General features: G+C 61.8%; 26 protein-coding genes and 1 pseudogene. 11 read left to right on the forward strand and 16 right to left on the reverse strand.

Translation table 11 applies throughout. The annotated features are described in order from the left end of the window. Positions 1-85: 85 nt before the first annotated feature. The 4 genes from J2X71_RS26095 to J2X71_RS26110 all read left to right on the forward strand — a co-directional run bounded on the left by J2X71_RS26095 (position 86) and on the right by J2X71_RS26110 (position 7,145). A complete protein-coding gene (locus J2X71_RS26095) occupies positions 86-3,793 on the forward strand; it encodes a FecR domain-containing protein (protein WP_310386625.1) in 3,708 nt (1,235 codons plus the stop codon). Then, positions 3,793-5,820 carry an adenylate/guanylate cyclase domain-containing protein gene (locus J2X71_RS26100; RefSeq protein WP_310386626.1) on the forward strand — a complete coding sequence of 676 codons (2,028 nt, stop codon included), beginning with the start codon at positions 3,793-3,795 and terminating at the stop codon, positions 5,818-5,820. Before J2X71_RS26095 ends, J2X71_RS26100 begins: the two co-directional genes overlap by 1 nt. A gap of 91 nt (positions 5,821-5,911) precedes the next feature. Next, positions 5,912-6,604 (forward strand): fumarylacetoacetate hydrolase family protein, encoded by a 693-nt coding sequence (locus tag J2X71_RS26105; protein ID WP_310386628.1) that lies wholly within the window; start codon positions 5,912-5,914, stop codon positions 6,602-6,604. Between the two features lie 10 nt (positions 6,605-6,614). Beyond that, entirely contained in the window at positions 6,615-7,145 is a 531-nt protein-coding gene (locus J2X71_RS26110; protein ID WP_310386630.1) for a gamma carbonic anhydrase family protein, read from the forward strand. Positions 7,146-7,207: 62 nt separating this feature from the next. On the opposite strand, the gene J2X71_RS26115 is transcribed toward J2X71_RS26110, so the two are convergent. Next, the gene (locus J2X71_RS26115; RefSeq protein ID WP_310386632.1) at positions 7,208-7,906 is read right to left on the reverse strand and encodes a DUF1223 domain-containing protein; all 699 of its coding nucleotides are present in this window, start codon (positions 7,904-7,906) and stop codon (positions 7,208-7,210) included. Positions 7,907-8,141: 235 nt separating this feature from the next. On the opposite strand from J2X71_RS26115, the gene J2X71_RS26120 reads away from it, so the two are divergent. From J2X71_RS26120 to J2X71_RS26130, 3 genes are all read left to right on the forward strand, one after another. Further along, positions 8,142-9,002, forward strand: a complete 861-nt coding sequence (locus J2X71_RS26120) for a cytochrome b/b6 domain-containing protein (RefSeq protein WP_310386633.1) — start codon at positions 8,142-8,144, stop codon at positions 9,000-9,002. Beyond that, positions 8,999-9,775 carry a molybdopterin-binding protein gene (locus J2X71_RS26125; RefSeq protein ID WP_310386636.1) on the forward strand — a complete coding sequence of 259 codons (777 nt, stop codon included), beginning with the start codon at positions 8,999-9,001 and terminating at the stop codon, positions 9,773-9,775. The genes J2X71_RS26120 and J2X71_RS26125 overlap by 4 nt, the downstream gene beginning before the upstream one ends. A gap of 249 nt (positions 9,776-10,024) precedes the next feature. Beyond that, positions 10,025-10,795: a glucose 1-dehydrogenase gene (locus J2X71_RS26130; protein WP_310386704.1), complete on the forward strand. Its 771-nt coding sequence runs from the start codon at positions 10,025-10,027 to the stop codon at positions 10,793-10,795. 81 nt (positions 10,796-10,876) lie between these two features. Here J2X71_RS26130 and J2X71_RS26135 read toward each other — a convergent pair whose 3' ends face one another. The 3 genes and pseudogenes from J2X71_RS26135 to J2X71_RS26145 form a co-directional block, all read right to left on the reverse strand. Beyond that, positions 10,877-11,350, reverse strand: coding sequence for a hypothetical protein (locus J2X71_RS26135; RefSeq protein ID WP_310386638.1), 474 nt, complete (start codon positions 11,348-11,350; stop codon positions 10,877-10,879). A 3-nt stretch (positions 11,351-11,353) separates the two neighbouring features. Continuing rightward, a pseudogene (locus J2X71_RS26140) lies at positions 11,354-11,500 on the reverse strand (ketosteroid isomerase); the annotation flags it as partial. A 154-nt stretch (positions 11,501-11,654) separates the two neighbouring features. Next, a complete protein-coding gene (locus J2X71_RS26145) occupies positions 11,655-12,395 on the reverse strand; it encodes an SDR family oxidoreductase (protein ID WP_310386640.1) in 741 nt (246 codons plus the stop codon). A 136-nt stretch (positions 12,396-12,531) separates the two neighbouring features. Here J2X71_RS26145 and J2X71_RS26150 point away from each other — a divergent pair, with 136 nt between their 5' ends. After that, a complete protein-coding gene (locus tag J2X71_RS26150; RefSeq protein ID WP_405049756.1) occupies positions 12,532-13,206 on the forward strand; it encodes a TetR/AcrR family transcriptional regulator in 675 nt (224 codons plus the stop codon). Between the two features lie 82 nt (positions 13,207-13,288). Here the strand turns inward: J2X71_RS26150 and J2X71_RS26155 are convergent, their stop codons facing one another. Continuing rightward, the gene (locus J2X71_RS26155; RefSeq protein ID WP_310386643.1) at positions 13,289-13,666 is read right to left on the reverse strand and encodes a nuclear transport factor 2 family protein; all 378 of its coding nucleotides are present in this window, start codon (positions 13,664-13,666) and stop codon (positions 13,289-13,291) included. 115 nt (positions 13,667-13,781) lie between these two features. Between J2X71_RS26155 and J2X71_RS26160 the strand changes: the two genes are divergently transcribed. Then, a complete protein-coding gene (locus tag J2X71_RS26160; RefSeq protein WP_310386645.1) occupies positions 13,782-14,231 on the forward strand; it encodes a MarR family winged helix-turn-helix transcriptional regulator in 450 nt (149 codons plus the stop codon). 24 nt (positions 14,232-14,255) lie between these two features. On the opposite strand, the gene J2X71_RS26165 is transcribed toward J2X71_RS26160, so the two are convergent. The 7 genes from J2X71_RS26165 to J2X71_RS26195 all read right to left on the reverse strand — a co-directional run bounded on the left by J2X71_RS26165 (position 14,256) and on the right by J2X71_RS26195 (position 19,642). Next, positions 14,256-15,803, reverse strand: coding sequence for a DHA2 family efflux MFS transporter permease subunit (locus J2X71_RS26165; protein WP_310386647.1), 1,548 nt, complete (start codon positions 15,801-15,803; stop codon positions 14,256-14,258). A gap of 218 nt (positions 15,804-16,021) precedes the next feature. After that, positions 16,022-17,215 (reverse strand): arsenite efflux MFS transporter ArsK, encoded by a 1,194-nt coding sequence (gene arsK / locus J2X71_RS26170; RefSeq protein ID WP_310386649.1) that lies wholly within the window; start codon positions 17,213-17,215, stop codon positions 16,022-16,024. After that, positions 17,190-17,618 carry an arsenate reductase (glutaredoxin) gene (gene arsC, locus J2X71_RS26175; RefSeq protein WP_310386650.1) on the reverse strand — a complete coding sequence of 143 codons (429 nt, stop codon included), beginning with the start codon at positions 17,616-17,618 and terminating at the stop codon, positions 17,190-17,192. Before arsC ends, arsK begins: the two co-directional genes overlap by 26 nt. Continuing rightward, positions 17,615-18,319: an MIP/aquaporin family protein gene (locus J2X71_RS26180; protein ID WP_310386652.1), complete on the reverse strand. Its 705-nt coding sequence runs from the start codon at positions 18,317-18,319 to the stop codon at positions 17,615-17,617. Before J2X71_RS26180 ends, arsC begins: the two co-directional genes overlap by 4 nt. Then, a complete protein-coding gene (gene arsN2, locus J2X71_RS26185) occupies positions 18,316-18,759 on the reverse strand; it encodes an arsenic resistance N-acetyltransferase ArsN2 (protein WP_310386654.1) in 444 nt (147 codons plus the stop codon). The genes J2X71_RS26180 and arsN2 overlap by 4 nt, the downstream gene beginning before the upstream one ends. Beyond that, positions 18,759-19,289, reverse strand: coding sequence for an arsenate reductase ArsC (locus tag J2X71_RS26190; protein ID WP_310386656.1), 531 nt, complete (start codon positions 19,287-19,289; stop codon positions 18,759-18,761). Before J2X71_RS26190 ends, arsN2 begins: the two co-directional genes overlap by 1 nt. Further along, entirely contained in the window at positions 19,286-19,642 is a 357-nt protein-coding gene (locus J2X71_RS26195) for a metalloregulator ArsR/SmtB family transcription factor (protein WP_310386658.1), read from the reverse strand. Before J2X71_RS26195 ends, J2X71_RS26190 begins: the two co-directional genes overlap by 4 nt. A gap of 42 nt (positions 19,643-19,684) precedes the next feature. Here J2X71_RS26195 and J2X71_RS26200 point away from each other — a divergent pair, with 42 nt between their 5' ends. Continuing rightward, entirely contained in the window at positions 19,685-20,203 is a 519-nt protein-coding gene (locus tag J2X71_RS26200; RefSeq protein WP_310386660.1) for a DUF6428 family protein, read from the forward strand. Positions 20,204-20,519: 316 nt separating this feature from the next. Here J2X71_RS26200 and J2X71_RS26205 read toward each other — a convergent pair whose 3' ends face one another. The 4 genes from J2X71_RS26205 to J2X71_RS26220 all read right to left on the reverse strand — a co-directional run bounded on the left by J2X71_RS26205 (position 20,520) and on the right by J2X71_RS26220 (position 23,057). After that, positions 20,520-21,227, reverse strand: a complete 708-nt coding sequence (locus J2X71_RS26205) for a GIN domain-containing protein (RefSeq protein WP_310386662.1) — start codon at positions 21,225-21,227, stop codon at positions 20,520-20,522. Between the two features lie 32 nt (positions 21,228-21,259). Continuing rightward, positions 21,260-21,832, reverse strand: coding sequence for a DUF1700 domain-containing protein (locus J2X71_RS26210; protein WP_113323947.1), 573 nt, complete (start codon positions 21,830-21,832; stop codon positions 21,260-21,262). Next, positions 21,829-22,155, reverse strand: a complete 327-nt coding sequence (locus J2X71_RS26215) for a PadR family transcriptional regulator (RefSeq protein ID WP_113323948.1) — start codon at positions 22,153-22,155, stop codon at positions 21,829-21,831. Before J2X71_RS26215 ends, J2X71_RS26210 begins: the two co-directional genes overlap by 4 nt. 209 nt (positions 22,156-22,364) lie before the next feature. Further along, the gene (locus tag J2X71_RS26220; RefSeq protein WP_310386665.1) at positions 22,365-23,057 is read right to left on the reverse strand and encodes a TetR/AcrR family transcriptional regulator; all 693 of its coding nucleotides are present in this window, start codon (positions 23,055-23,057) and stop codon (positions 22,365-22,367) included. A gap of 205 nt (positions 23,058-23,262) precedes the next feature. Here J2X71_RS26220 and J2X71_RS26225 point away from each other — a divergent pair, with 205 nt between their 5' ends. Further along, positions 23,263-24,165, forward strand: coding sequence for an NADP-dependent oxidoreductase (locus J2X71_RS26225; RefSeq protein ID WP_310386666.1), 903 nt, complete (start codon positions 23,263-23,265; stop codon positions 24,163-24,165). Positions 24,166-24,187: the final 22 nt, after the last annotated feature.

Below are 24,187 nucleotides of genomic sequence, written 5' to 3' on the forward strand. Positions count from 1 at the left end.
CTTGGCCAAAGGGGAAAAAGATGCGGGGGTATCTGAAATGTCGGGGCTGAGGTCTTTTCTGTGCGCAAGTACATCTCTTGCGCTCATGTCAACGTTACTTTCATTTCCGGTTGCAGCCGAGCCGCTGCAGCGCGCCACCCCGGTTGCAGGCTCGGTCATCGCCCGCAAGACCGGCGAGGAAGTGCGCTTCGTCGATGTCAGCAACTGGCGCGTCGTCGATCTCAACCAGGACCTCCTGGATGGAGACGTGCTGCGCACCAATGCCACCGGCCAGCTCGCCATCCTCTTTTCCGATCACACGCAGATCCGCCTCGGCCGCAATTCCGCGCTGCAGGTCAAGAAGATGTCTCAGACCGGCGACACGATCCTCAACCTGCAATCCGGCACGATCTGGGCCCGCGCGCAGCGCGGCGGCCAGGGCCTGACGGTCGAGACACCTGCCGCAGCAGCCGCTATCCGCGGCACGGACTGGACCATGACCGTCGAGGGCGCCAAGACTTCGATGATCGTGCTCGAAGGCCGCGTCTCGCTCAGCAACCCGCAGGGCAGCGTCGATGTCAACGAAGGAGAAGGCGCTGTCGCCACTATCGGCCAGGCGCCGCACAAGCTCATCAGCGTCAATCCTGACGACCGCGAGCAGATGCTCTTCTATCTGGACCTGCGCGACGGCTTCGGCCTGATGCCGACCTCGCCGCTGCGGGCCGACCGCATGGCGACCGAGCGCCGCCGCTTGCTGGCCCTGCCGCCGGCGCGCCGCACGATCGAAGACTGGCTGGAGCTTGCCGAAGTACAGAGCGCCTTCGACGGTCGCCAGGCCGCAGCTGCTACGTTGCGGAACATCCACGGCCGTAAGCTGACGGTAGCCCAGCAGGCCCGCGTCGACTTGCTCGACGCCACCATCGCCGGCTCGGAAAAACGCTATGGCGATGCCGCCAGGCTCTTCCAGAAGGCCCTGCCGCATCTGGATCCGACCCGCCGCAACATGGCCCAATATGGCGGCTATTTCGCCCGCTCGCTGGCAGATCCCACCCATGCCGAACCGCCGCCGGCAAATACCGCTGGCCCCTATGGCGCGATCATGCAGGCCTATACGGCAGGCTTCCTGGAAAACCCGCGCGCAGCGCTGGAGATCATCAAGAAGGCGGAACAGCGCTATCCCGATGACCCGACGCTGCCGGCGGTCCGCGCCCAGCTGGCGCAGCTCATCGACGACCGTAAGCAGATGAAGGAAGCGTTTGAACGCTCGCTGGCACTCGACCCCGATCATCCGATGGCGCTCGCCGCCCGCGCCGGCTACAAAGCAGCCTATGAGAGCGATATCAACGGCGCGCTTGCGGACCTGAACCGCGCCATCGAACTGGCGCCCGGCGCCTCGGGCACGCTGAATTCGCTCGGCCTGCTGCAGAGTTCGCGTGATGCCAATGGCGAGGCGGAAGAAGCCTTCAAGAAAGCGATCGAGCTCGACCCGCAGGACCCGCTGCTACACGCAAACCTCTCGATCCTCTATCTCGACCAGGGGCGCATGAAGGAGGCCAAGCGCGAAATCGATACGGCAATCGCCCTCGATCCGTCCTTCGATATCGCCCTGCTTGCCCGCGGCCGCTACTATCTGCAGACCGGCGAGCGCGACAAGGCGCTGGAGGATCTGCTCGCCGCCAGCACCGCCAATCCGGCTCATTCGCAATCACAGCTGATGCTCGCCGCCGCACACTACGAAAAGGGCGACCGGCCTCCGTCAGAGCAGGCACTCGACAACGCCAACCGTATCGATGATGACGATCCGGCCATCTCCGCCTTCCGCACGGCTGTCGATATCGACGATTACAATGCCGATGGCGCAATCGCCAACGCGCAGGAATTCCTGCGCCGCTCGCGCGCTCGCGGCGGCGATTTCAGTGGGCTCGGTGCCAATCAAAGCGCCGGCTCGACCCTGAACAACGCCTTCCGGCTGCAGGGGCTGGATGCCTGGGGTCGCTATTATGGCGATGCCGTCTTCGATCCCTTCAAAGGCAGCGGTTATATCGATCAGTCGATCAAGGGTAGCATCTTCCCGTTCGTCAATGCGACGAGCTTCAGCGACGACAATATCATCCTGAACCGGACCAATGCGTCGAGCTATTCCTCCTTCATTCAGGGCCTGCTGCTCTCTCCGCACATGCTGTCCGGCCGTTCGCGCGCGGCAACGCTGTTCGACGTGCCTTTCATCGAAGGCTCGGTCGGCGGGGGCGTCAACAGCGTCGACGGCCATACGCGTCGCACCGGCGAGGCGGATATCCAGGGATATTCGAACGCGACCATCCCGATCAGCTTCTACGGCAACCTGACCTGGGAAGAACTGGCGCTCGACGGCACCTACAGCAGCTTCGGCGGCTATGCGACCGACAACAAACTGCTCGGCGGCAACGGCTATGTAACGGCAACGGTAACGCCCGACGATCGGGTGGTGGCCTATGTCAACCATGCCAAGAATGACGGAACGCTGAACGCGCTGTCACAGGGCACGGCGCTGACGGATTTCCTCAATCTCTTTGGCGCCGGCCTTCCAGCGATCGTGACCTCGCAATATTCCGACCGGCTCATCGACGCCGAGATAACCAATGCCGGTATCGGCTGGAGCCATACGTTCAGCTATGAAAACGTCGTGAACGGCGCCTTCCTCTATTCTGAAACCAAGTCGAAGACAGACAATTTCCTGAGAGTGGATGATGCGCCGCTGTTCGGCCTGCCGGATCCCGAGATCATCCCCTTCCTGGACGGTACGGAGGAATCCTCCTCGAAAACCTATATCGGCGCCCTCAGCCATTCCATCGGCAACGGTCCTCTAACCTGGCGATATGGCATCGAAGGCGGCTGGATCGATGGCAGCACGACCACATCCTCTCGCCTGCATGAGCTCTTTCCCGGGGTTCCGGTTTTCCCCGAAACCACCGACGGCCCAAACACCGTCAGCAACACCGTCAATATCGGCCGAGCCTATATCGACGTGCTGCACGACATTACGCCCGATCTCAAAGGCGAATACGCTCTCTTTGGCACCCGCATGGAAGGCGCCGGCGTCGATATAAGCCGCCTGGAACCGCGCTTCGGCCTTGCCTGGGCGCCGAGCCAGAACCAGTGGCTGCGTGCCGCCTTCATGCGCCAGAGCCTCGATCTCGGCGTTCCCACCCTTGCCCCCATCGGCATCCTCGGCCTGCAGGCAAATCAGTTTTCGGTCAGCGCTGAAGGCTACGCCGATACAGCAGCCTTCCAGTGGGACGCCGAATGGACCGACAAGTTCTTCACTTCGGTCGAATACCAGCATCAGGAATTGCATGACTTCTCGATCGACCTGCCACTGATCGCACTTCCAGCCGTCGAGAGCCTGCCGCTCTCGCGCGGCAGCGTCGACCGCGCTGCCGTCACAGCCAACGTGGCGCTCGGCGCGGGTTTCGGTCTATCGGCCACCTACGCCTATATGGATTCCGAGAACAAGGATCCGGGAACCCTGAATTACGGCGGCAACCTGCCCTATATTCCGACGAATTCCGGCCAGATCGCACTCACTTGGGTCAACGAGGCCAAGGTCAAGGCCACCGTCGCCGCAAACTACATCGGCGAACGCGATGGCGATGATCTCGGCACCAAGCTCGACGATTACTGGAGCCTCGACGCGCACCTGATCTGGGAACCCTTCGACAAGCGCATCGCGCTCGAAGCCGCTGCCTATAATCTCCTCGACGAGGACTTCGAGATAACGCCCGGCGTGCCCGGCTGGGGCCGCGCCTTCAAGGGCACCTTGAAGATCCGCTTCTGATGATGGCGCGCCCGGCCGCCCTGCAACGGCTTCAGGCAGAGCGCCCGATCGAGACGCGCAGCCCGTCGCAGCACCCGCCAGGCTGGCCCTTCTCGAGCCGCAGCATCCGCCTTCTCGTGTTGGCGCTGGTCACGCTGATCACCATTTCGCTGATCTCCCGCCTGCCCGCCTGGACGCTGACGGAACTGCGCACCTTCGACTATCTCTCCACCGTCGACGATCCGACGCCGCCGGCCGATGGCCCGATCATCGTGGCGATCGACGAACCGGCGCTTGCCGATATCAACGCCCAGTGGCCTTGGCCGCGCAGCCTGCATGCCGAGCTCGTCAAACAGCTGCGCGCCGCCGGCGCAAGAGCCATCGCGCTCGATATCATCATGGCCGAGCCTTCGACGGCTGAAAACGATCAGGCCATCACCGCCGCCGTCGGCCCCGATGTCGTGCTTGCCGGCGATGAAACGCTGATTAAGACGCCCCAGGCCGACCAGCTGCTGCGCACCACGCCACTGCCGCAGATGACGGATGCCGGCGCACGCACCGGCATTGCCTCCATCACCCTGAATGGCGATGGCATCTTCCGCAATATTCCATCCTATGAGGATGGCTTTGCCATGGAGCTCGCCAAGGCTGCGGGCATCAAAGCGCTGCATCTGCCGGCAGGCTCTCTCATCCAGTCCTTCGGCCCGGCCCGCTCCTATCCCACAGTCTCCTATTATCAGGCGCTGGACCCGAAGAATTTCCTGCCGCCCGATATCTTCAAAGGTCGGGTCGTGCTTGTCGGCCTCAGCCTGCAGAACGCGCCCGAAATCGATCAGGGCGGCGCCGATGCCTATGCCACGCCCTATACCGTCCACACCGGCAAGCTGATCTCGGGCGTCGAGGTGCAGGCCACCATCTACGATAATATCGTCCATGGCCTGGCGATCACGGAAGCCGGCCTGCTGCCGGTCGCAATCTGCATCCTCATATCAGTCATTCTGGCTGCGGTAACGGTCTGGAAGGCCACGAGCTGGCGCACGCTGGTCGCGACCGCCGCCGCCGTGCTCGCCTTTGCGGCAGCAAGCTATGCCGGCATCCGCTTCGGCCATGTCTTCGTCTCGCCGCTAGGGCCGACCGTCGCCTTCGTAGCCGTCGCCTTCGGCCAGGCCGCCTTCGATTATACCGAGGAGCGCCGCCAGAAGCGCCAGATCACGCTGGCCTTCGCCCAATATATCTCGCCCGATCTCGTCAAGCGCCTGTCGAACGATCCCTCACAGCTGAAGCTTGGCGGCGAGCGGCGCACGCTCTCGGTCCTGTTTTCGGATGTGCGCGGCTTCACCACCATTGCCGAAACCATGAAGGACGATCCCGAGCAGCTGACGGCGCTGATCAACCGCCTGCTGACGCCGCTATCGGATGTCGTCATGGATCACGGCGGCACGATCGACAAATATATGGGCGATTGCATCATGGCCTTCTGGAACGCGCCGCTCGATGACCCCGATCATGCCCTGCATGCGGTCAAGGCCTCGATTGCCATGCAGGATGCGATCGCGACGCTGAACCGCGAACTGGAGCGCGAGGCCGTCGCGTCAGGCCGGCCGCTGCATATCCTCAAAATGGGCGTCGGCATTAATACCGGCGAATGCATCGTCGGCAATATGGGTTCCACCCGCCGCTTCGACTATTCCTGCCTCGGCGACAGCGTCAACCTCGCGTCTCGTCTGGAAGGTGCTTCGAAGAATTACGGCGTCGCCCTGCTGCTCGGTGAAGAAACCGCCCGCCTCGTCAGCGACCGCTACACCGTGGTCGAGCTAGACCGCATCATCGTCAAGGGCCGCACCGTCCCCTCGCCGGTCTTCACCGTGCTCTACGGCTCGCACCGCGCGGCACTCCCGGATCATAGCGCCTTCCTCGAAGCCAAATATGCGGGCCGGCTCACCGTCTCCGACCCGGCCTTCGAAACCCTGCCGAAAGCCATTCCAGAGCTTTCGGCCTATTACGCATTGATGCGCAGCAACCTCGCGCAGGAGGACGCGGCCCCGTAACGCAATTCCAGCAAAAGTGTGGAGCGGTTTTGCGCGACATGCTTTACGATGTCGCCAGACTCGCCAGATCAATCAGCCAAGAAGTCCCGCTATGTCCCTTCCCGCCACCGTCATCCCCCTGCCGCAACCGGTTCTCCTGCCCGTCGAAGGCAGCGCCGAGACCTTCCCGGTCCGCCGCGTCTACTGCGTCGGTCGCAACTATGCCGATCACGCCATCGAAATGGGCCATGATCCGAACCGCGAGCCGCCCTTCTTCTTCCAGAAGAACGCCGACAATCTCTTCGCCGGCAAGGATTTCCCCTATCCGCCGCTGTCGAATGACGTGCATTTCGAGGTCGAATGCGTGCTGGCCCTGAAGGCCGGCGGCGCCGATATACCCGCCGAAAAGGCGCTCGACTGCATCTATGGCTACGGCGTCGGCATCGATTTCACCCGCCGCGACCTGCAGGCCGAAGCCAAGAAGCTCGGCCGCCCGTGGGAGCTCGCCAAGGCCTTCGAACATTCCGCACCGGTCTCGCCCCTCGTCCCGGCAAGCCGCCTCGGCCATCCCGCCAGCGGCCGTGTCTGGCTGGAGGTGAATGGCGTCAAAAAGCAGGATGGCGACTTAAACCAGATGATCTGGAAAGTCCCGGAAATCATTGCAGAGCTTTCGAAACTCTTCGTTCTCGCCCCCGGCGATGTCATCATGACCGGCACGCCGGCGGGTGTCGCCGCCATCAACAGGGGCGACAGCATCTCCTGCGGCGTCGACGGCATCGCGACGCTCTCGCTGAAAGTGGTCTGAGGAGACGGAAATGGCGATCTATGCGCTTGGAGGCCTGAAACCGAAACTGCCGCCCCACGGCACCTTCTGGATCGCCCCCGACGCGCATGTGATCGGCCATGTGGAACTCGCCGAAGAGGTCGGCATCTGGTTCGGCGCGGTGCTGCGCGGCGACAACGAACCCATCGTGATCGGCAAAGGCACCAACCTGCAGGAAGGCGTCATGGTCCACACAGACCCCGGCTTCCCGACCACGATTGGCGATCACTGCACCATCGGCCACCACGCCATCATCCACGGCTGCACGATCGGCAACAACTCCCTTGTCGGCATGGGCGCCACGATCCTGAACGGCGCCAGGATCGGCAACAACTGTCTCGTCGGCGCCAATGCGCTCATCACCGAAGGCAAGGAATTCCCCGACAATTCGCTGATCGTCGGCTCGCCCGCCAAGGCGATCCGCACGCTGGACGATGAGGCGGTCGCCAAGATCACCCAATCCGCGAAGAAATATGTCGGCAACTGGCAGCGCTTCGCACGGGATCTCGAGCGGATCGATTGAAAATCGACCGCGGGCGGATCGACTACCGTCGACCGCGGGAGGATCAGGCAGTGAGCCGGTTTTCAGTCGGTCGTTGCGGCGAGAATCCTGCCGCCTTTCGGCTCCTGGACGATGATGGCGCTCTTCAGGTCGCCAGCTGCGGCCGGGATCGGCAGCTTCAACATTTTGCCGTCCCAGGTGCCGAGACGCGTCAACTCGTGCACGACATGGGCGTGCGGCAATGTCTCGCCGGCATTCTCGCCTCTGGCGACCGGAACCTGCACGGTGCCCGGAGCATAGCGGACGAGCCACACGTCGGCAGCGGCGGTCCGGCCCTTCGCAGCGTCGATGACAGCCACGTTCCGGGCTAGCGCGATCCCGGGGCCGGACGGCGCGGGCTCGGACGCGATCACGCGCCAGATCTCGTTCAGATCATAGCCGACGGTCGACTGGTGGCCGTTGACCACCATCTGCGGCGTGAAAGGGCCGGATTGGCCGAGTGCGGGCTCATAGGTTACCTGCCGGTCGGTGAATTCCTTCTTCCCGAAAATGTCCTTCCATCCAAGATAGTCCCAATAGGTCACCGAGAAGCTCAAGGCGAGCACGTTCGGATCGTTGCTGAGCTTGACGAGATTGGCATTGGCCGGAGGGCATGAGGAGCAGCCCTGGCTGGTGAACAGTTCGACGACTGCAGGCGACTGCCCAGCGGAGGCCTGAACGGTGGAACCAAGAGCAAAGACTGCTGCGATGATCGCAAGATTGAACGCAACTGAATGTTTCATGGCGGTGCTCCCTGATGATCTGCATCTCGTTCTTCTTCGCAGGTGGAACGCCATTCGTTACAGCTTCACGCACTTGTGACGGCGTCGGCCGGATGTCCGGAAAGCCGCGCCGCCAGCCTTTCCCGCCGGCAGGTTCCCGGCTGCAAAGAAAAAACTTCGGGACGCCTGTAACAAATCCCGCTTCGCCTACGTACATGCTGTAGGGGCGTGACGGTACCGGACATCGAAAACGATCATGGCAACACTCGACGATCACAGCCAGGCCACTCCAACAGGCCCGATGACCACAGTCATCCGCCGGCACTCGCTGGCGACCCGCGTGACACACTGGATCAACGTTCTCTGTCTCAGCCTTCTTTTGATGAGCGGGCTGCAGATTTTCAATGCCCACCCGGCGCTTTACTGGGGCCAGTACGGTGCGGATGCAGATCCGTCCTGGCTGTCGATAAGTGCCGTCGATGAGGATGGCGGCACGCGCGGCGTGCTTCGCATCGGCAATCTGCAGATCACGACAACAGGCATTCTCGGCGTTTCGGGAACGGGCGATGACGCGACCGAGCGTGGCTTCCCTTCCTGGATCACCATTCCGAGCTATCAGGATCTCGCAACCGGCCGCCGCTGGCATCTGTTCTTTGCCTGGCTCTTCGTCATCAACGGATCGATCTATGCGCTCATCGGCTTTCTGTCAGGCCATTTCCGCCGCGATCTGGCGCCGAGCGGCGAAGAGATCTCGCCGCACCATCTGGGGCAGGAGATCGCCGACCACGCGCGCCTGCGCTTCCCCAGAGGTGAAAAGGCAAAGCATTACAATGTGCTGCAGAAGCTCGCCTACCTGGTCGTCATCTTCATCCTGCTGCCGCTGATGTTTGCAACGGGGTTGACCATGTCACCCGGCATGGATGCCGGCTATCCCTTCCTGCTCGACTTCTTCGGCGGCAGGCAATCGGCCCGGTCGATCCACTTCATCTGCGCCTGGTCGATCGTCCTCTTCGTTTTCGTGCATGTCGCCATGGTGATCCTGTCCGGCCTCTGGAACAACATGCGCTCGATGATAACGGGCCGTTACGTGATCGAAACCGAAAGGGACGATCGATGACCTTCTCCATCACACGCCGCCGCCTGTTGATCGGATCGGCTGCCGGCCTCGGTGCATTCGGCCTGACCGGCTGCGACGATGTCGTCCAGAACGCCAATGTCCAGTCCGTTCTCGAAATGGCCGAGGCGCTGACGATGAAAAGCCAGCGGCTCCTCGTTCCCAAGGACAAGCTGGCGCGCGAATATTCCGAAGCCGATATCTCGCCGACATTCCGGCCGAACGGCACGAGCCAGCCAGACAGCGAAGCCTATGCGCAGATGATGGAAACCGGCTTTGCCGACTGGCGGCTGAAGATTGACGGGCTGGTAGAGCGTCCCGTCGAGCTTTCGCTCGCAGATCTGAAGAAGCTGCCCTCGCGCACCCAGATCACCCGTCACGACTGCGTCGAGGGCTGGAGCGCGATCGGCAAGTGGACGGGCGCGCCCCTTGGACCGCTCCTGCAGAGCGTGGGGCTGAAGCCTGAGGCCCGCTATGCCGTCTTCTACTGCGCAGATCAGCTCGAACAGACGCTGGACGGCAGCGGAACCTACTACGAGAGCATAGATCTCATCGACGCCTTCCACCCGCAGACAATCCTCGCCTACCAGATGAACGGCAAGGATCTGGAGGTCGCCCACGGCGCCCCGCTTCGCCTGCGCATCGAGCGCCAGCTTGGCTACAAGCATGCCAAATACCTGATGCGAATCGAGATGAAGGACAGCTTCGCCGGCCTGTGGGGCGGCAAGGGCGGCTTCTGGGAAGACCGGGGCTACGAGTGGTACGCCGGAATCTAGAGCAATTCCAGCAAAAGTGCGTAGCGGTTTTGCGTCCGGAATTGCGTGAAAACAAAGAGATAGAGTGTTTCCGTGATTCGAAGAAAAACGGAAACACTCTAGGCACTCGCGCCTGCGGACAGTCTTGCCGCGCGACAGTGTTGCAAAGGGCTGCCCGAGACGCTGGGGAAGCTCCTCAGTATGCGCAGAACATCTGGCATCCACACGCCGACGCTGGCATAAATGAGCTTCATCGAGGGAGGCATCATGATGCAGAAGAACGCGCCGGACTTCAGCCTTGCGGGCAAGGTGACTTTGGTGACGGGAGCGAGCCGTGGCATCGGTCGGGCTTGCGCACTTGCCTGTGCCGCAGCAGGCTCCGATATTGTTTTGGGTGTCCGTGATGTCGCAGCCTCGGCGGACCTGGTTGCCGAAATCGAGGGCGCGGGACGAAAAGTTCTCCCTGTCGAACTGGACATTCCCAATAAGGCCCATATCGCACAAGCCGTCGACGCGGCGCTTGCTACGTTCGGTCGGATCGACGTTCTCGTCAACAACGTCGGCGTGGCTCCGGGCAATCTCGCGGAACTCGTGGAGGAGAAGGACCTTGACGAGATACTCGATGTCAACATCAAGGGCACCTTTCTGATGACGCAGGCAGTTGGCCGTCACATGATCGAGCGCAATGGGGGCCGGATCATCAACATCAGCTCACAGGCCGGTACCGTGGCGCTGCGTGGCGAGGCAATCTATTGCATGAGCAAGGCGGCAATCAATCACCTCACGCGCTGCCTTGCAGCCGAATGGGCACGCTACGATGTCACAGTAAATACCGTATCGCCGACGTTCATTCACACCGACGGTACAGCACCTTTTCTATCCGATACCGACAATCGCAAAGCGACGCTCGGTCACATTCCACTCGGTCGGATCGGTGAAACCGATGATGTGGTGGGTGCCGTAGTCTTCCTTGCATCACCGGCTGCGAGCCTGATCACTGGCGCGAACCTGCTGGTGGACGGTGGATGGTCCGTCGCCTGAGGCCGAAGCGGCTCCTGCGGCAAAAGTCTTATGCAAACGAGAGCAACTACTCGTGCTGCCTCCCCTCCTGGGTTTGGCGGCCTATCGCTGCAGTTTTGGGCGCACGGTGATTTCCACGCCGGCCGCATTCGTCACGCTCGCTTGCGCGGTCACCCGATCGAGAAAGTCCTGGCGGAAAGGCGGGGGATCGCCCACGAAGGCGAAGACGGCGCGCACCTTGCCGAAGTAAACCCCGTTGCCGTCCTCGTTCCACACCTCCAGGACAGAGCCGGCAGTACGGTACTTCAGCGTTCCATTGCCGCCGGTATAGAAGCTCGAAAGCTGGTCCTGCGGCGGGCCGACATAGGCATCCACCGGCTCGAACATGACAGTGACGCTGCCGTCGCCGTCCTTGAGCAATTGGCCGTCGATGAACCAGCGCACCTCCGAGATCGGCCCGCCCTTCAGCAGGTGAAGGTCGTAGCGTGTCGTCGTCTTCAGCCGGTAGGCCAGCGCGCTATATTGTTTCTCAGGGAACCAGCAGACCCGCAACTTGACGCGGCTGCCACCATTCACGACCTAGCTTGCATCCCCGATATCAAAGCGAACGATCCTGTCGCCCTCCATACGGAAGATGTGCGTCACAGTCTTGTCCTTCAGGCCATGACTTTGCCCCTCCAGCGGCCGGCCATTCAGATCGAATACCTTCTGGATCACCTCGACTGACTGCCGACTACCGGATCAGCTTGCGCCGATCGGCGGGCGACCATTGCCGATAAGGCGAGCGGCGAACTATGGCATGCATCTCCTCTGCCAGCGCCTTTGAAGGATCCGGAAAAGGCCGGCATCGGCCAGCCTCTTCCTGCCACTGTCAGCGCCCTCAGGTGTTCAAGCCGCCATCCACATTGAGGATGGCGCCTGTGATGTTCCTTGCAGCCGGGCTTGCGAGGAAGGCGACGGCAGCCGCCACATCCTGCGGCTCGCCATAGCGACCGAGCGGTATCAGGGCGCGCTGGAAGTCAGCAAATTCCCCGTCTGCCGGGTTCATCTCCGTATTGGTTGATCCCGGCTGGATCAGGTTGACGGTAACATCCCGAGGCCCGAGTTCGCGGGCAAGGCCGCGCGTGAAGGACTGCAGCGCGGATTTCGTCATGAAATACACCGTGCCGGTGTCGCCAACGATGCGTTCGGCGCCGGCCGAGCCGATATTGATGACGCGGCCTCCCGCTTGCAGATGGGGAATGGCGGCCTGCGCGGCGAGCACCGGCGAGCGCACGTTGACGTCAAGCAGCGCATCGATCTGCGCGACGCTGAAGCCTGCGATCGTATCGTAAAGCGCGATGGCGGCATTGTTGACGAGAATGTCGAGACCACCAAGCGCGCGAGCCGCCTCTTCCACCGAGCGCTTCACGGCCGCCGGATCGGCACTGTCGGCCTGGATTGCAAATCCCCGCCTGCCCTTGCCTTCGATAGCGCGAACGACCTCGGCGGCGCGATCGGCCGAGCGCTCATAGGTGATGGCGACATCGGCGCCCTTTTCGGCTAGCGCCACCGCAATAGCAGCGCCGATCCCACGCGATGCGCCCGTCACGAGAGCACGTTTTCCAGCGAGTTCAGTCATCAATCGTCCCTTTCTGTATTGATCGACACAGAATTAGCTAGGGACGCCGAACGTGCCCGTCAAGAATATTGTACCGATCGACACAAAATATATGGAGCCATTGTCGAGGCGAGCCGGCGGGTTTATATAGTGACCGATGCAGAAATCCGACCAGACGCCGCAACCCCAGGATATGACAGCTAACGAGACGACAGCCACCCGCACCCGCGGGCGACCGCGCGCCTTCGATCGGGAAGCTGCGCTCGCCAAGGCGACCCGCCTGTTCTGGGAAAAGGGTTTCGAGGCGACGTCGATCAGCGACCTTACCGAGGCGATGGGCATCGGATCGCCAAGCCTCTACGCGGCCTTCGGCTCGAAGGAGGCGCTTTATGCCGAGGCATTGAACTACTACCACGAGACCAACGAGGCGCTTGTCTGGGCAGGCTTTCGCGCCGCCCGCACGGCGCGCGAAGCCATCAAGGCGCTTCTCATGGACTCGGCGGCGGTCCTGACCGGCTCCGTCGTTGATATTCCCCTCGGCTGCATGGTGGCCCTCTCCTCGGTCGGCAGCGAGGGCCATGCAGAACTCGGTGAACTGGTGCGAACCGCCCGCGCCGTCACGCTCGACCTTTTGAAACTGCGCCTGGCCCAGGCAGTATCGGCAGGCGAAATTCCAGCCTCGACCGACATTCACGGCCTCGCCCGTTTCGTGCAGACCGTCCAGAACGGCATGTCGATCCTCGCCCGCGATGGAGCAAGCCGTAGCGAACTGGAATCCGTGGCCGAGGTCTCGATGCTCGGATGGGATGCCCGCACGGGAGGACGATCATAGCGCGGCGACCGGCGTGAGTCGGAAGTGGTCATGAGGCGGCAGACGTGGCGTAAGCCGACGCGAGATGACCGCCCTTCCCAGCTTAATCCGCCTCGCCGATGTCGAAGCGGATAATCCTGTCGCCCTCCATGCGGAAGATATGCGTCACGGTCTTGTCCTTCAGGCCATGATCTTGCCCGTCCAGCGGTCGGCCATCGAGATCGAATACCCTCTGGATTACCTCGACTTCTATGGCACCATCTTCCGCCTGCAGAAACGCGACCGGCTCGACATGCGGACTGACGATCGCCCATTGGCGTGTCCAGTAATCCCGAACGGCCTCGCGCCCATGAACATGGCCGCCCTCCATGCCGTTCGCCCAGGCGACATCATGTGCCAACACCGCAAGCACTCCGTCGATATCCCGCGCATTGAAGCGCTCATAGATGTGTTTGATCAGCTGCGTCTGTTTTTCCGACATGCTGTTTCCTCTCTATCTCTTAGCGGGGGTCGGGCCGACATTGACCAACACCTCATACAAAGATACATATGTACATATATAGTTTATGGTCAACGGCAGGCAAGGAGCAAATGGAATGAGTGAAGACGTGCTTTCCACACCGGGGCATCTGATCAGCCTCGCGGCGCGCGGCTTCGCCCGCCTCAGCGAGTCACGTCTCAAACCGCTCGGCTTCGGCGTCGGGCAATTGCCGGTTCTGGTGGCGCTGAAAAACGGCAAGGCAAGCACGCAGCGCGACCTCGCCCGCTTCGCCAAGGTGGAACAGCCGCCAATGGCGCAAATGCTCGCCCGCATGGAGCGGGATGGCTTGATCGAGCGCACACCGGACCCGGCGGACGGCCGAAGCAGCCGCATCATGTTGACGGAGGCCGCACAGGAACGCATGCCCGAGGCAATCGAGACCTTGTTTCAGGGGAATCGTGAGGCGCTCAATGGCTTCTCACACGCGGAAACGGAACAACTCGTCGCCTTGCTGACGCGACTGATCGCCAATCTCGATAAAATTACGAGCGCTGATTTGCCGTGATGCGGCCTGCGGTTTTTCAACCTTTCACCCCGCCGTCGCAGCCACTTTCTTCGCAAAAGGCACCCACAGCAGCGCGCAAGCCGTCAGCACTGCAACCACCATCCAAGCTTCGTTAATCGCCTGAACACTCGCCGCTGTCTGCACCAGCGGATCGAGCATGGATGTCGTATCCGCATCGAACTCTCCCTTATGCCCGGCAATCGCCTGCAGCGGCGCACCCACGAATGCTGCTGCATTCACATCCCCCGCCTTCAGCCGCTCCCAGAGGCCGTCGCCGAGCGGTCCCGAGCGCGTATAGACGATCGTGTCGATCAGCGCGATGCCGATCGCGCCGCCGAGATTGCGCATCAGGTTGAACAAGCCGCTGGCATCGGGAATGCGCTCCGGCGGCAGGGTGCCGAGCGCCAGTCGGGTCGGCGGCAGCAGGCAGAACATGATGGCGATGCCGCGGATGATCTGCGGCCAGAACATCGCGTCATAATCGGTCTGCGGGTCCTGAAAGGCGCTCATGCCGATACCGATGGCAAAGAGCGTAAATCCCGCCGCAGACAGCAACCGGGCATCCATCCGCTTTTCCAGGGCCACCGCGATAGGCGCGGTGACGAGCTGGGCAATGCCCGTCACCAGCATCGTCATGCCGATTTCGAGAGCATTGTGGCCACGCACGAAGGCGAGAAACACAGGCATGAGATAGACCGAGCCGAAGAGGCCGATGCCGAGAATGAAGCTCATTGCCGAGCCGGCCAGAAAGTTCCTGTCGCGGAAATTCCGGAGCTCGACCAGGGGTATGCGTCGGCGCAGCGAGCGCCATGCGAACACGAATCCCGAGACCGCCGACAGGCCGATAAGGCCAGCGACATAAAGCGAGGTCCAGCCGCTCGTCGGCGCCTCCTTGAGGCCGATCTCCAGTGCGGCAAGGCTTCCCGCCATCAGCAGCAGTGACAGGGCATCGAGATGCCACAGCTCGGAGAGGTTGACGCCCTCCCGCGGAAGCGAGCGCATGGCGACGAGTGCCGCCACAATGCCGGGAATGATATTGATCAGGAACAGCCAGTGCCACGAATAGGTCTCTGTCAGCCAGCCGCCGACGATCGGCCCGACGGTCGGCGCCAGAACCGCAAGAACGCCGGCGATCGTCGTGGCAAGCGCCTGGCGCTCATCGGGAAACAGGATGAACACAGCCGAAAACACCGAGGGGATGAGAGTGCCGCCGGAAAAGCCCTGAATGACCCGCCAGGCGACGAGCCCGCCAAAACTGTCGCTCATGGCACAGCCCGCCGAGGCGATCACGAACAGCGACAGCGACGTCACGAAGAGCCAGCGCATCGTCAGCAGGCGGGTGAGAAACCCCGTCAGCGGTATCGCCACCACTTCGGCGATGAGATAGGCGGTCTGCACCCAGCTCATCTGATCCGGATGGATATCGAGCGCGGACTGGATGGTCGGAAGCGATGTCGCGACGACCTGAACGTCGAGGATCGCCATGAACATGCCGAGGCACATCGCCAGAAAGCCGATCCATCTGAGGTGAGATGGAGCTGCCGATAAAACGAGTTCAGACCGGTCGGGCATGGAATGGTCCTAGAGCGGTTCCAGCAAAAGTGCGCAGCGGTTTTGCGTCCGGAATCGCGTGAAAACAAAGAGATGGAGCATCGTTCTCAGCCCTGATCTACATGTCAGGATCAACGCATTGACGACGGACAATAGCAGGGCATCAAGTGGCATGCCAAAGCATAATGGGAGGATTGCGACTGCCGTGATCACAAAGAGGTGGTGTTCGGCAGATGCCGCTACCGCGCCGCTGCGATGAGAAGAAAGGCAATAATGGAGAGCCCTCCGAGGGCAGCAGTGATGCCGAGCGATGGCGCAATGCCGATATTTGCCATGCCGAAGGCCAGGACGAAGGGAGCGAGTGCGGAAAGGATCAGCCGCGCCGCCATCATCTTGCCCTGCAGCTTGCCGTAGCCATCACTGCCGAAAAGCTGCAGCGGCAGCGTGCCGGTGACGATGCTGAGCAGGCCGTTGCCCATGCCGAAAATGACGGCAAAGAGCATCGCGCCCGCCACTGATGGTGCCGTCAGCAGAAGCACCAGCACGCCGCCGGGGATCAGCACTGCCGAAATCAGCGCCAGCGAGAGTGCAGGCAGCCCCTTGCCGAAGATCATATTGATCAGCCGGCTACCGACCTGCGAGGGGCCGAACAAGGTGCCCACCAGCGCTGCGGTGCCGCCAAGCCCCAGTCCTGACAAGAGCGGCACCATATGCACCAGCATCGCCGAACCGACGAGCGACATCAGCGAAAAGCCCGTGACCATCAGGCCGAATCCAAGGCGGCGGCGCTCCGGCGGCAGAATGCCTTCCACATGCGGCGCAGCTGTTGATGCCGTTGCCCGCCGCTCGGCCGCACCCCGTGAAAGCCACGCATGAAGGGGCACGCAGACGGCCATGTTGAGGGCGGCAAAGACCAGATAGACATTCTGCCATGAAAGGGCGGCATGCAGCGCCGTGGTAACCGGCCAGAAGATCGTCGAGGCGAAACCGGCAATCAGCGTCAGATAGGTGATGCTGCGCGAGGCGACCCGCGGCCTGAGCTGCACGAGCAGCGCGAAGGCAGCCCCATACTGCACGAAATTGGCGGCAACCTCGATGGCGATGAGGGCTGCGACATAGGAAGCCTTGCCGGGCGCATAGGCGCAGGCAACGAGCGCGATTGCGGCAACGGCCGAGCCCGATGTCATCACCCGCCCTGCCCCGATCCTGTCGATGAGCACGCCGAGCCACGGCGCCGTCAGGCCGCCGGTCAAAAGTGCCACCGAAAGCGCCCCGAAAATCCATTCGTTCGACCAGCCGAACGTAGCCGCCATATCGGAAGCGAGAATGCTGAAACTGTAATAGAGGGTGCCGTAGCCGATGATCTGGGTAATGCCGAGTGCGATAATGGCAGAGACCGGCACGCGTTCAAACAAGGCGCTTACCATCAGCATCGAGAACCTGCTCGCCGTCTTCCTTCGTGAACGGGCCTTTATGTGTGTCCGGCAGGATGTTCAGCACGACTTCCGAAGGCCGCGCGAGGCGCGTGCCGAGGGGCGTGATGACAAAGGGGCGATTGATCAGGATCGGGTCTTTCAGCATCGCATCGAGCAGTTGCTCGTCCGTCAGATCGGGATTGTCGAGGCCGAGCTCGGCATAGGGTGTGCCCTTTTCGCGGATCGCTTCGCGAACGCTCAAACCGGCATCCGCAATCATCTTGATTAGCTGTTCGCGCGACGGCGGGTTTTGCAGATATTCGATGACTGATGGTTCGATGCCCGCATTGCGGATCATCGCCAGCGTGTTGCGCGAGGTGCCGCATTCCGGGTTGTGATAGATCGTAACATCAATGGTCATGAGGCGGATTCCGTCTTGGTGAGGGTTTCAGGATTGCGGGCATCCATCAGCAGCCATCCCGCGAGCATCAGCGCCAGCAATGCGCCGAGGACTTCGGCGATGATGAAGCCCGGCAGATCGATCGGGCGGATGCCGGAAAACGTGTGCGTCAGCGATCGGGCAATCGCGACTGCCGGATTGGCAAAGCTGGTGGAAGCGGTGAACCAGTAGGCAGCGGTGATATAGAGGCCGACCAGCCATGCCACGGCATCGGCGCGAAACCTGATGCCGGCGAGGATGACGAAGACGAGGCCGAAGGTTGCCGTCGCTTCGGAGAGCCATTGCGCCCCGCCTGATCGTACGGTTTCCGAAGCCTGCAGCAAGGGCAGTGCGAACATGCCATGCGCAAGCATCGTGCCGGCAATGCCGCCGGCGATCTGGGCGATGATATAGGCCGGAAGCGACGAGGCTGGCAGTTCACGCCGGAGCGCGAAGACCATCGAAACAACAGGGTTGAAATGCGCGCCGGAGATCGGGCCGAGAATGGTGATCAGCACGACGAGCATTGCCCCCGTTGCCAGCGTATTGCCGAGCAGCGCAAGTGCCGTATCGTCCGTCAGGCTATCGGCCATGATGCCGGAACCGACGACGGTTGCCACGAGCAGGATGGTGCCGAGCGCTTCGGCGACCAACCGCCGCGACAGAGGAAATACCGCACTCATGCCGGCAGGCTCCGGACCATCAGGGCGGCGGATGCCGGGCACAGGTTTGCGGACTGGCGCGTCATCAGGATGGTGGCTGGCGCTTCATCGCGAGCAATCGGACGAAAGCCGAGCGATTGAAAGAAAGGAGCGGCCGATTCCGTCAGCAGATAGGCAGCATCAGCACCTTTCCTGTGAGCCTCATCGAGCAGGCCGAGCGTGATTGCATGGCCGAAACCAAAACCCCGCCGATCCGGCAGCACGACGACGGATCGCAGGAGTGCCGCCTTGCCATAGAGTTCCAGCCCGCCGAAGCCGATCGTCTCGCCATCACGCGAAAACCGATAGAAGCTACGGCCGGCATCTGTGAGATCATCGACCGGAAGTCCGGCGCCGGAAAGTGCGGCGCGCAGGCTTTCGTCATGGCCTTCCAAGGGCTGCTGATTAAGATCGAGACCCATCAGCTTGCCCTGGGCTGTTTGATGCTGGCGCCTTCCAGCGAACCGATCTGGCGTAGATGCGATTCCAGCGCGAGCTTGTCGATCGAGGCGAGCGGCAAACTGATGAAGGACATGATGCGGTTCTTGAGGAAACGGGCTGCCTGGGCGAAGGCGCGGCCTATTTCCACTTCGCTGCCTTCGACGGCGGCGGGGTCTTCGACGCCCCAATGGGCGGTCATCGGATGGCCGATCCAGACCGGGCAAGCCTCGCCGGCGGCGCTGTCGCAGACCGTGAAAATGAAATCCATCTCCGGCGCATTCGCTTCAGCAAACTCATCCCAGCTTTTCGAGCGGAAGCCGGTTGTGGGATAACCTAGCGCGTCAAGCTCCTTCAGTGCATGCGGATTGACCTCGCCCCTCGGCTGACTGCCGGCCGAATAAGCCCTGAAACGACCTTTGCCTTCCGTATTGAGGATGGATTCCGCCAGGATCGAACGGGCCGAATTGCCCGTGCAGAGAAAGAGCACATTGTAGACGCGGTCTGTGGTCATTGCAGTTTCTCCTCCATTCTAGGGGTGCAGCAGGCCGCAACCTCAGCGGCAGGCGCGCAGATTTCCGGATGACCTGAGCAGCAATCTTCCATCAGGAAGCGGATAAGGCCGCCGAGCGCTTCATAATTCGCCGTGTAGATGATCGAGCGGGATTCCCGCTGCTGCGCGATCAGGCCGGAGCGTTCCAGTTCCTTCAGATGGAAGGACACATTCGACGGCGACACCTCGAGCTTTTCCGCAATCGCGCCGGCCGCCATGCCGTCAGGGCCGGCGACGACAAGCATGCGGATGATGTGCAGTCGCGTCTCCTGCGACAATGCGCCGAATGCGATGAGGGCTTGACGTTGATCCATATTTCAACAATCCTTGAATAATTGAAACGAGGAATAACGCAGATGAACGCGATCGACAACAGCAAAATGCAGAAGGACGATATCACCCTCGGCGAACTCATGAGCATCCTCTCCGGCGCCAAGGATTCACCGCTGGTTTTTTACTATGACGGCCGCCCGGTGAAGCCCAGCTATCATGTCACCGAGGTCAAGGCCGGGCAGTTCTCAGCGCTGGACTGCGGGGCCAATCCGGAAGCCTGGAGCGAGATCTTCATTCAGCTTTGGGATATCGAAGAGGACGATCGCACCCATATGCCATCAGGCAAATTCCATGCGATCATCCGCAAGGTCACCGAGCATGTGAAGCTTGATGATTCGGCCAAGCTGACATTCGAAGTCAGCGACGGCGTGCAGCCGATGCAGCTTTTTTGCGCGGCAATGCCGACCCTTCGCGCCGGCGCCGTCCATGTCGAGCTTGCACCACGCCCGGCGAGCTGCAAGCCGCGCGATCGGTGGCTCGCCGAACAAAGCCAATCGACCTCCTGCTGCGCTCCGACCAGCGCCGCCAAGTGCTGCGGCTGAACGACCACCGTGTGAACGATCCGCCGATTTCCGCGGCCGCTCGCTCAGCGCCAGAGCCGCGGCACTCGCCGGCCGCCAGCTGATTGTTGCAGCGATACACGCAAGCAGGAAATATCGGAGATTCCAGCTTTCGCCCCTTGCAATCCGCCTCGCCGCGTATCATATCCCGGCTTCACCTGAAAACGGACTTGCGCTTGGTATCGACGTTGGTCGAGCCGCGTTCGAGTTCACAGGACAAGGGCGCTCCCCGCAGGGGTTGAGCGCCCTTTTGATTCCGGCCGATGGGCGGGAGGGCCGTACCATCAGGCCACGCTTGTCACGGTGCTTGCACGATGCGGCCGCTGCCTCTTATCTCCGAACGTCGAATGGTTGGGTTACCGGACAGTTCGACATTGCCACTTCCGAATATCGAGATATCCGCATCCGCCTTTGCGGTCATTTGCGCGTCGCCACTGCCGCGGATCAGGATCTGTGCGGACTTGGCGGTCAGATCCTTGAGCCGCGCCGCTCCCGAACCGGAAATATCCACGCCGACCGTATCGGCGGCTCCAGTCGCGGCAACGCTGCCGCTTCCGCGGATGCTCAGCCGCAGTTGAGGTTGATTGATCTGCGATAGAGTCAGGTCGCCACTGCCGAGCAATTTCCAATCGGTAATCGCCGGTCCCGAGACGCTGACATCGAGTCCGGACGCAAACCAGCCCGGATCACAATCCAGGCTCAGCCTGCTGCCCTCGAGCCGCACATGGTCGAGAAGCGTTGGATCGCCGCTCACGACAGCTTCCGCAGTATCTCCGGGCTGATAGCGCACTGAAGCTGGCAAATCGATCGTCAAACCGTCGCCGGCGGCAAGCGGTAAAATAATCTTCTGCCTGATAGAGGCGGTCGATCCGCAGGTGGACTGCGTCGCATTCCACAATTGCCTTGCATCGGTCCAATCCCGGCCGGAAAGCCCGATACCCAGCGCCAAAAAGACGGCTGCACCAATCGTTCCCGCCGTGGCGACGAATGCCAATTTTCCGATCATTGTCCAGTTCCCTCAAGCATTGTGATGAATGTTCAAACGCGGCCCTGATCCACCTGAGCCAGGCGGAAGTGTAGCCGGGCATAGTGGCCAAGCACGCGAATGCCCGCGCCCAGTCCCATCAGCAGCAACGCACCGCCACCCAGCAGGCAGCTCAAAAGCCCGGCGCCGATAAACAGGCGCGCTACGACTGCCGTCACTGGTTCACCGAACTGGAACAGCAACGTGGTGAAGATGATCTTCACACCGACTGCGCCGATGACTGCCAGCCCGATTGCAAGGCCGGTCGCAACCGCAATGGTTACGATCAGCAACGGCAGCAGGAAAAGAATGTCGACGATCGCAAGGCCGGCAAGCGCCATCGCGGCCGCCGCAAGGTTCGACAGGCTCCACTGCGCTTCGAAACGGCGCAGTCCGGCGTCGGCGCGCAATTCCCTGGCAGTTCTGGCCGGATCGCCCAACGCAGCCGCGACCTCCTCATCGCTGCGGCCAGAGGCATTGGATTCGGCAAAATGAGCGGCGTAGTCGCCGACGATCTCTTCGATCTCCTGAGGCGGCAGACCGGCAAGTCCCAGTCTCAGCGTGCGTAAGAAGGCATCCCTCGTCATGGCAAATCCTCGAGAAGTTTATCGACTGCGTCAGCGAAGGAGCGCCAGTCACGGCGATGAGCTTCGAATATCGTCTGGCCGAGTGGCGTCAGCCGGTAATATTTGCGCGGCGGCCCGCTGCTCGACTCGACGATACGGGTGGCCACCAGGCCGTCATTCTGCATCCGGCGCATCAGCGGATAGATCGTGCCTTCCCCCATGCCGACGGCATCGACCAGTGTGCTGGCGATTTCGTAGCCATAGCTCTCGCCGCGTGAAAGCACGGCCAGTACGCATAGGTCGAGGGCGCCTTTCCGCAATTGAACTTGGATCGAGTCGGTCATGGATACCTCTGCTCTAAAGATTAGATATAACAAGCTATCTGTTTATACAAGGTAGTGTCGAAAATTTCTGACGCGACCGGTCAAGACCTTGATGCGGCGGCTTCACCTGAAAACAGACTTGCGCTTGGTATCGACGTCGGTTGAGCCGAGCTCACAGGACAAGGACGCTCCCCCGCAGACGTGGAGCACCCATTTTTATTCCAGCAGAATCAGGCGTAAGCCGTGCCCGCCATGGCCGCCTTCACACCTGCACTCCCCTGATCGACGAGCGCGAGAAAGACAGCCTTCGCCTTCACCGTATCCCGCCCCTGCCGAAAAGTCCGGTGCGCCTCGATGAAAGCGACGCTCCAACTCGCCAACAGCATGGCGGCCGCGAGCTTGGCGGTCGTATCAGCGGGGTCTTGGCCGACGGATTCGGCGAGCGCCACCGCCAATTCCCGAGCAATCTCGTCGCGGATCGCCCGCGCCCTCGCCTTCAGCGTTTCGCTGTTCTCCACCGTTTCGATGAAGCCCTGGCTCGCCGTGGAAAATAACAGATAAGGCGTCTGCTGCCTGACGAGTTTATGCGCGAGCAGGCGCAAGGTCTCGATGGGTGAAACACTGCCGTCGCGCTGCCGCAGCGCTTCGCGCAGGGTCTCGCGCGCCTCCTCGTCGCGGTCGAAGAACATGTCCTCCTTGCGCGGGAAGTGGTTGAACACGGTCATCCGCCCGACATCGGCAGCGGCAGCGATCTCATCGACCGTCACATTCTCGAAACCGCGCTCGAAAAACAGCCGGTCGGCGGCAAGCGAGATGGCGCGCCGCGTGGCGAGGCGCTTGCGGGATCGCCGGTCCAGCGGCCCCGAATCCGAGACTTCCACATCTGAAGGGGCTGAGGGTGTTTTATCTGATGGCTTCGGCATGGCGCTCTCAATAGCAGGATTTATGTACTGAGTACATCAATCTTGACAGCGAGTGTCCGAGATCCTATTACTGTACTCAGTACATATTTGGATGAAGTACAGCATAAATCCGTTAAACCTGTCCCCGTGGAAGCGCGCTGCCGTGCTCGTGACCGCGAACGGCATGGCTGTGCCCTGCATCCGCTGCCCCCGAAAGGACAAACACTTGAAAGCTGTTCAATTCAGCCGCTATGGCGGCCCTGAAGTCCTCGAAATCGTCGAGATCGAGGCACCGCATCCCGGCCCCGGCGAAGTGCGGATCGCGGTGCGCGCCGCCGGCGTCAATCCGTCCGACTGGAAACGCCGCGAAGGGCAATATCGCGCCTTCGAGGAGGTGCACTTTCCCGCAGCCCTCGGCGTCGAAGCCTCCGGCATCGTCGATGAGGTCGGCCCCGATGTCTCCAATACCTATGTCGGCGATGCCGTCTTCGGTTATGGCAACGGCACGATGGCCGAACATGCCGTCCTCACGCACTGGGTCCACAAGCCGGATGACCTGCCCTTCGAGATAGCCGGCGCCCTCCCCGCCATATCGGAGACGGCATGGCGCAGCCTCGACGAACTCTGCGTCAAAGCCGGAGAGACGTTGCTGGTCAGCGGTGCCGCAGGCGGCATCGGCTCCGCCATCCTCCAGCTTGCCCGCATCAGGGGCATCACCGTCATCGGCACCGCCAGCCCGCAGAAACACGATTACCTCAGGGAACTCGGCGCCATCCCGACGGCCTACGGGCCCGGCCTCGCTGAGCGGGTGCGGCAGCTTGCGCCCGATAGCATCGACGCGGCAATCGACGTCGCCGGCTCCGGTATCATCCCCGAACTGATCGCGATCACAGGCGATCCCGCCCACGTTCTCTCCGTCGCCGATTTCTCGGCCGAGGAGTACGGCGCGAAATTCTCGCACGGCCCGCCGAAAGAGCCGGAGCGGGTGCTGGCCGATGTGGCCCGGCTCTATTCCAAGGGTCTTTTCCGCCTGCGCATCGAGCAAGCCTTTCCGCTGGAGAAGACGGCCGAAGCACAGATCGTCAGCGCCGCCGGCCGTGTCACCGGCAAACTCGTCATTTCTCCATGAGCTCCCCCATGAACAAATCTGG

The sequence above is a fragment of the Rhizobium sp. 1399 genome (assembly GCF_031455475.1).
In the GTDB taxonomy this organism is placed as follows: domain Bacteria; phylum Pseudomonadota; class Alphaproteobacteria; order Rhizobiales; family Rhizobiaceae; genus Rhizobium.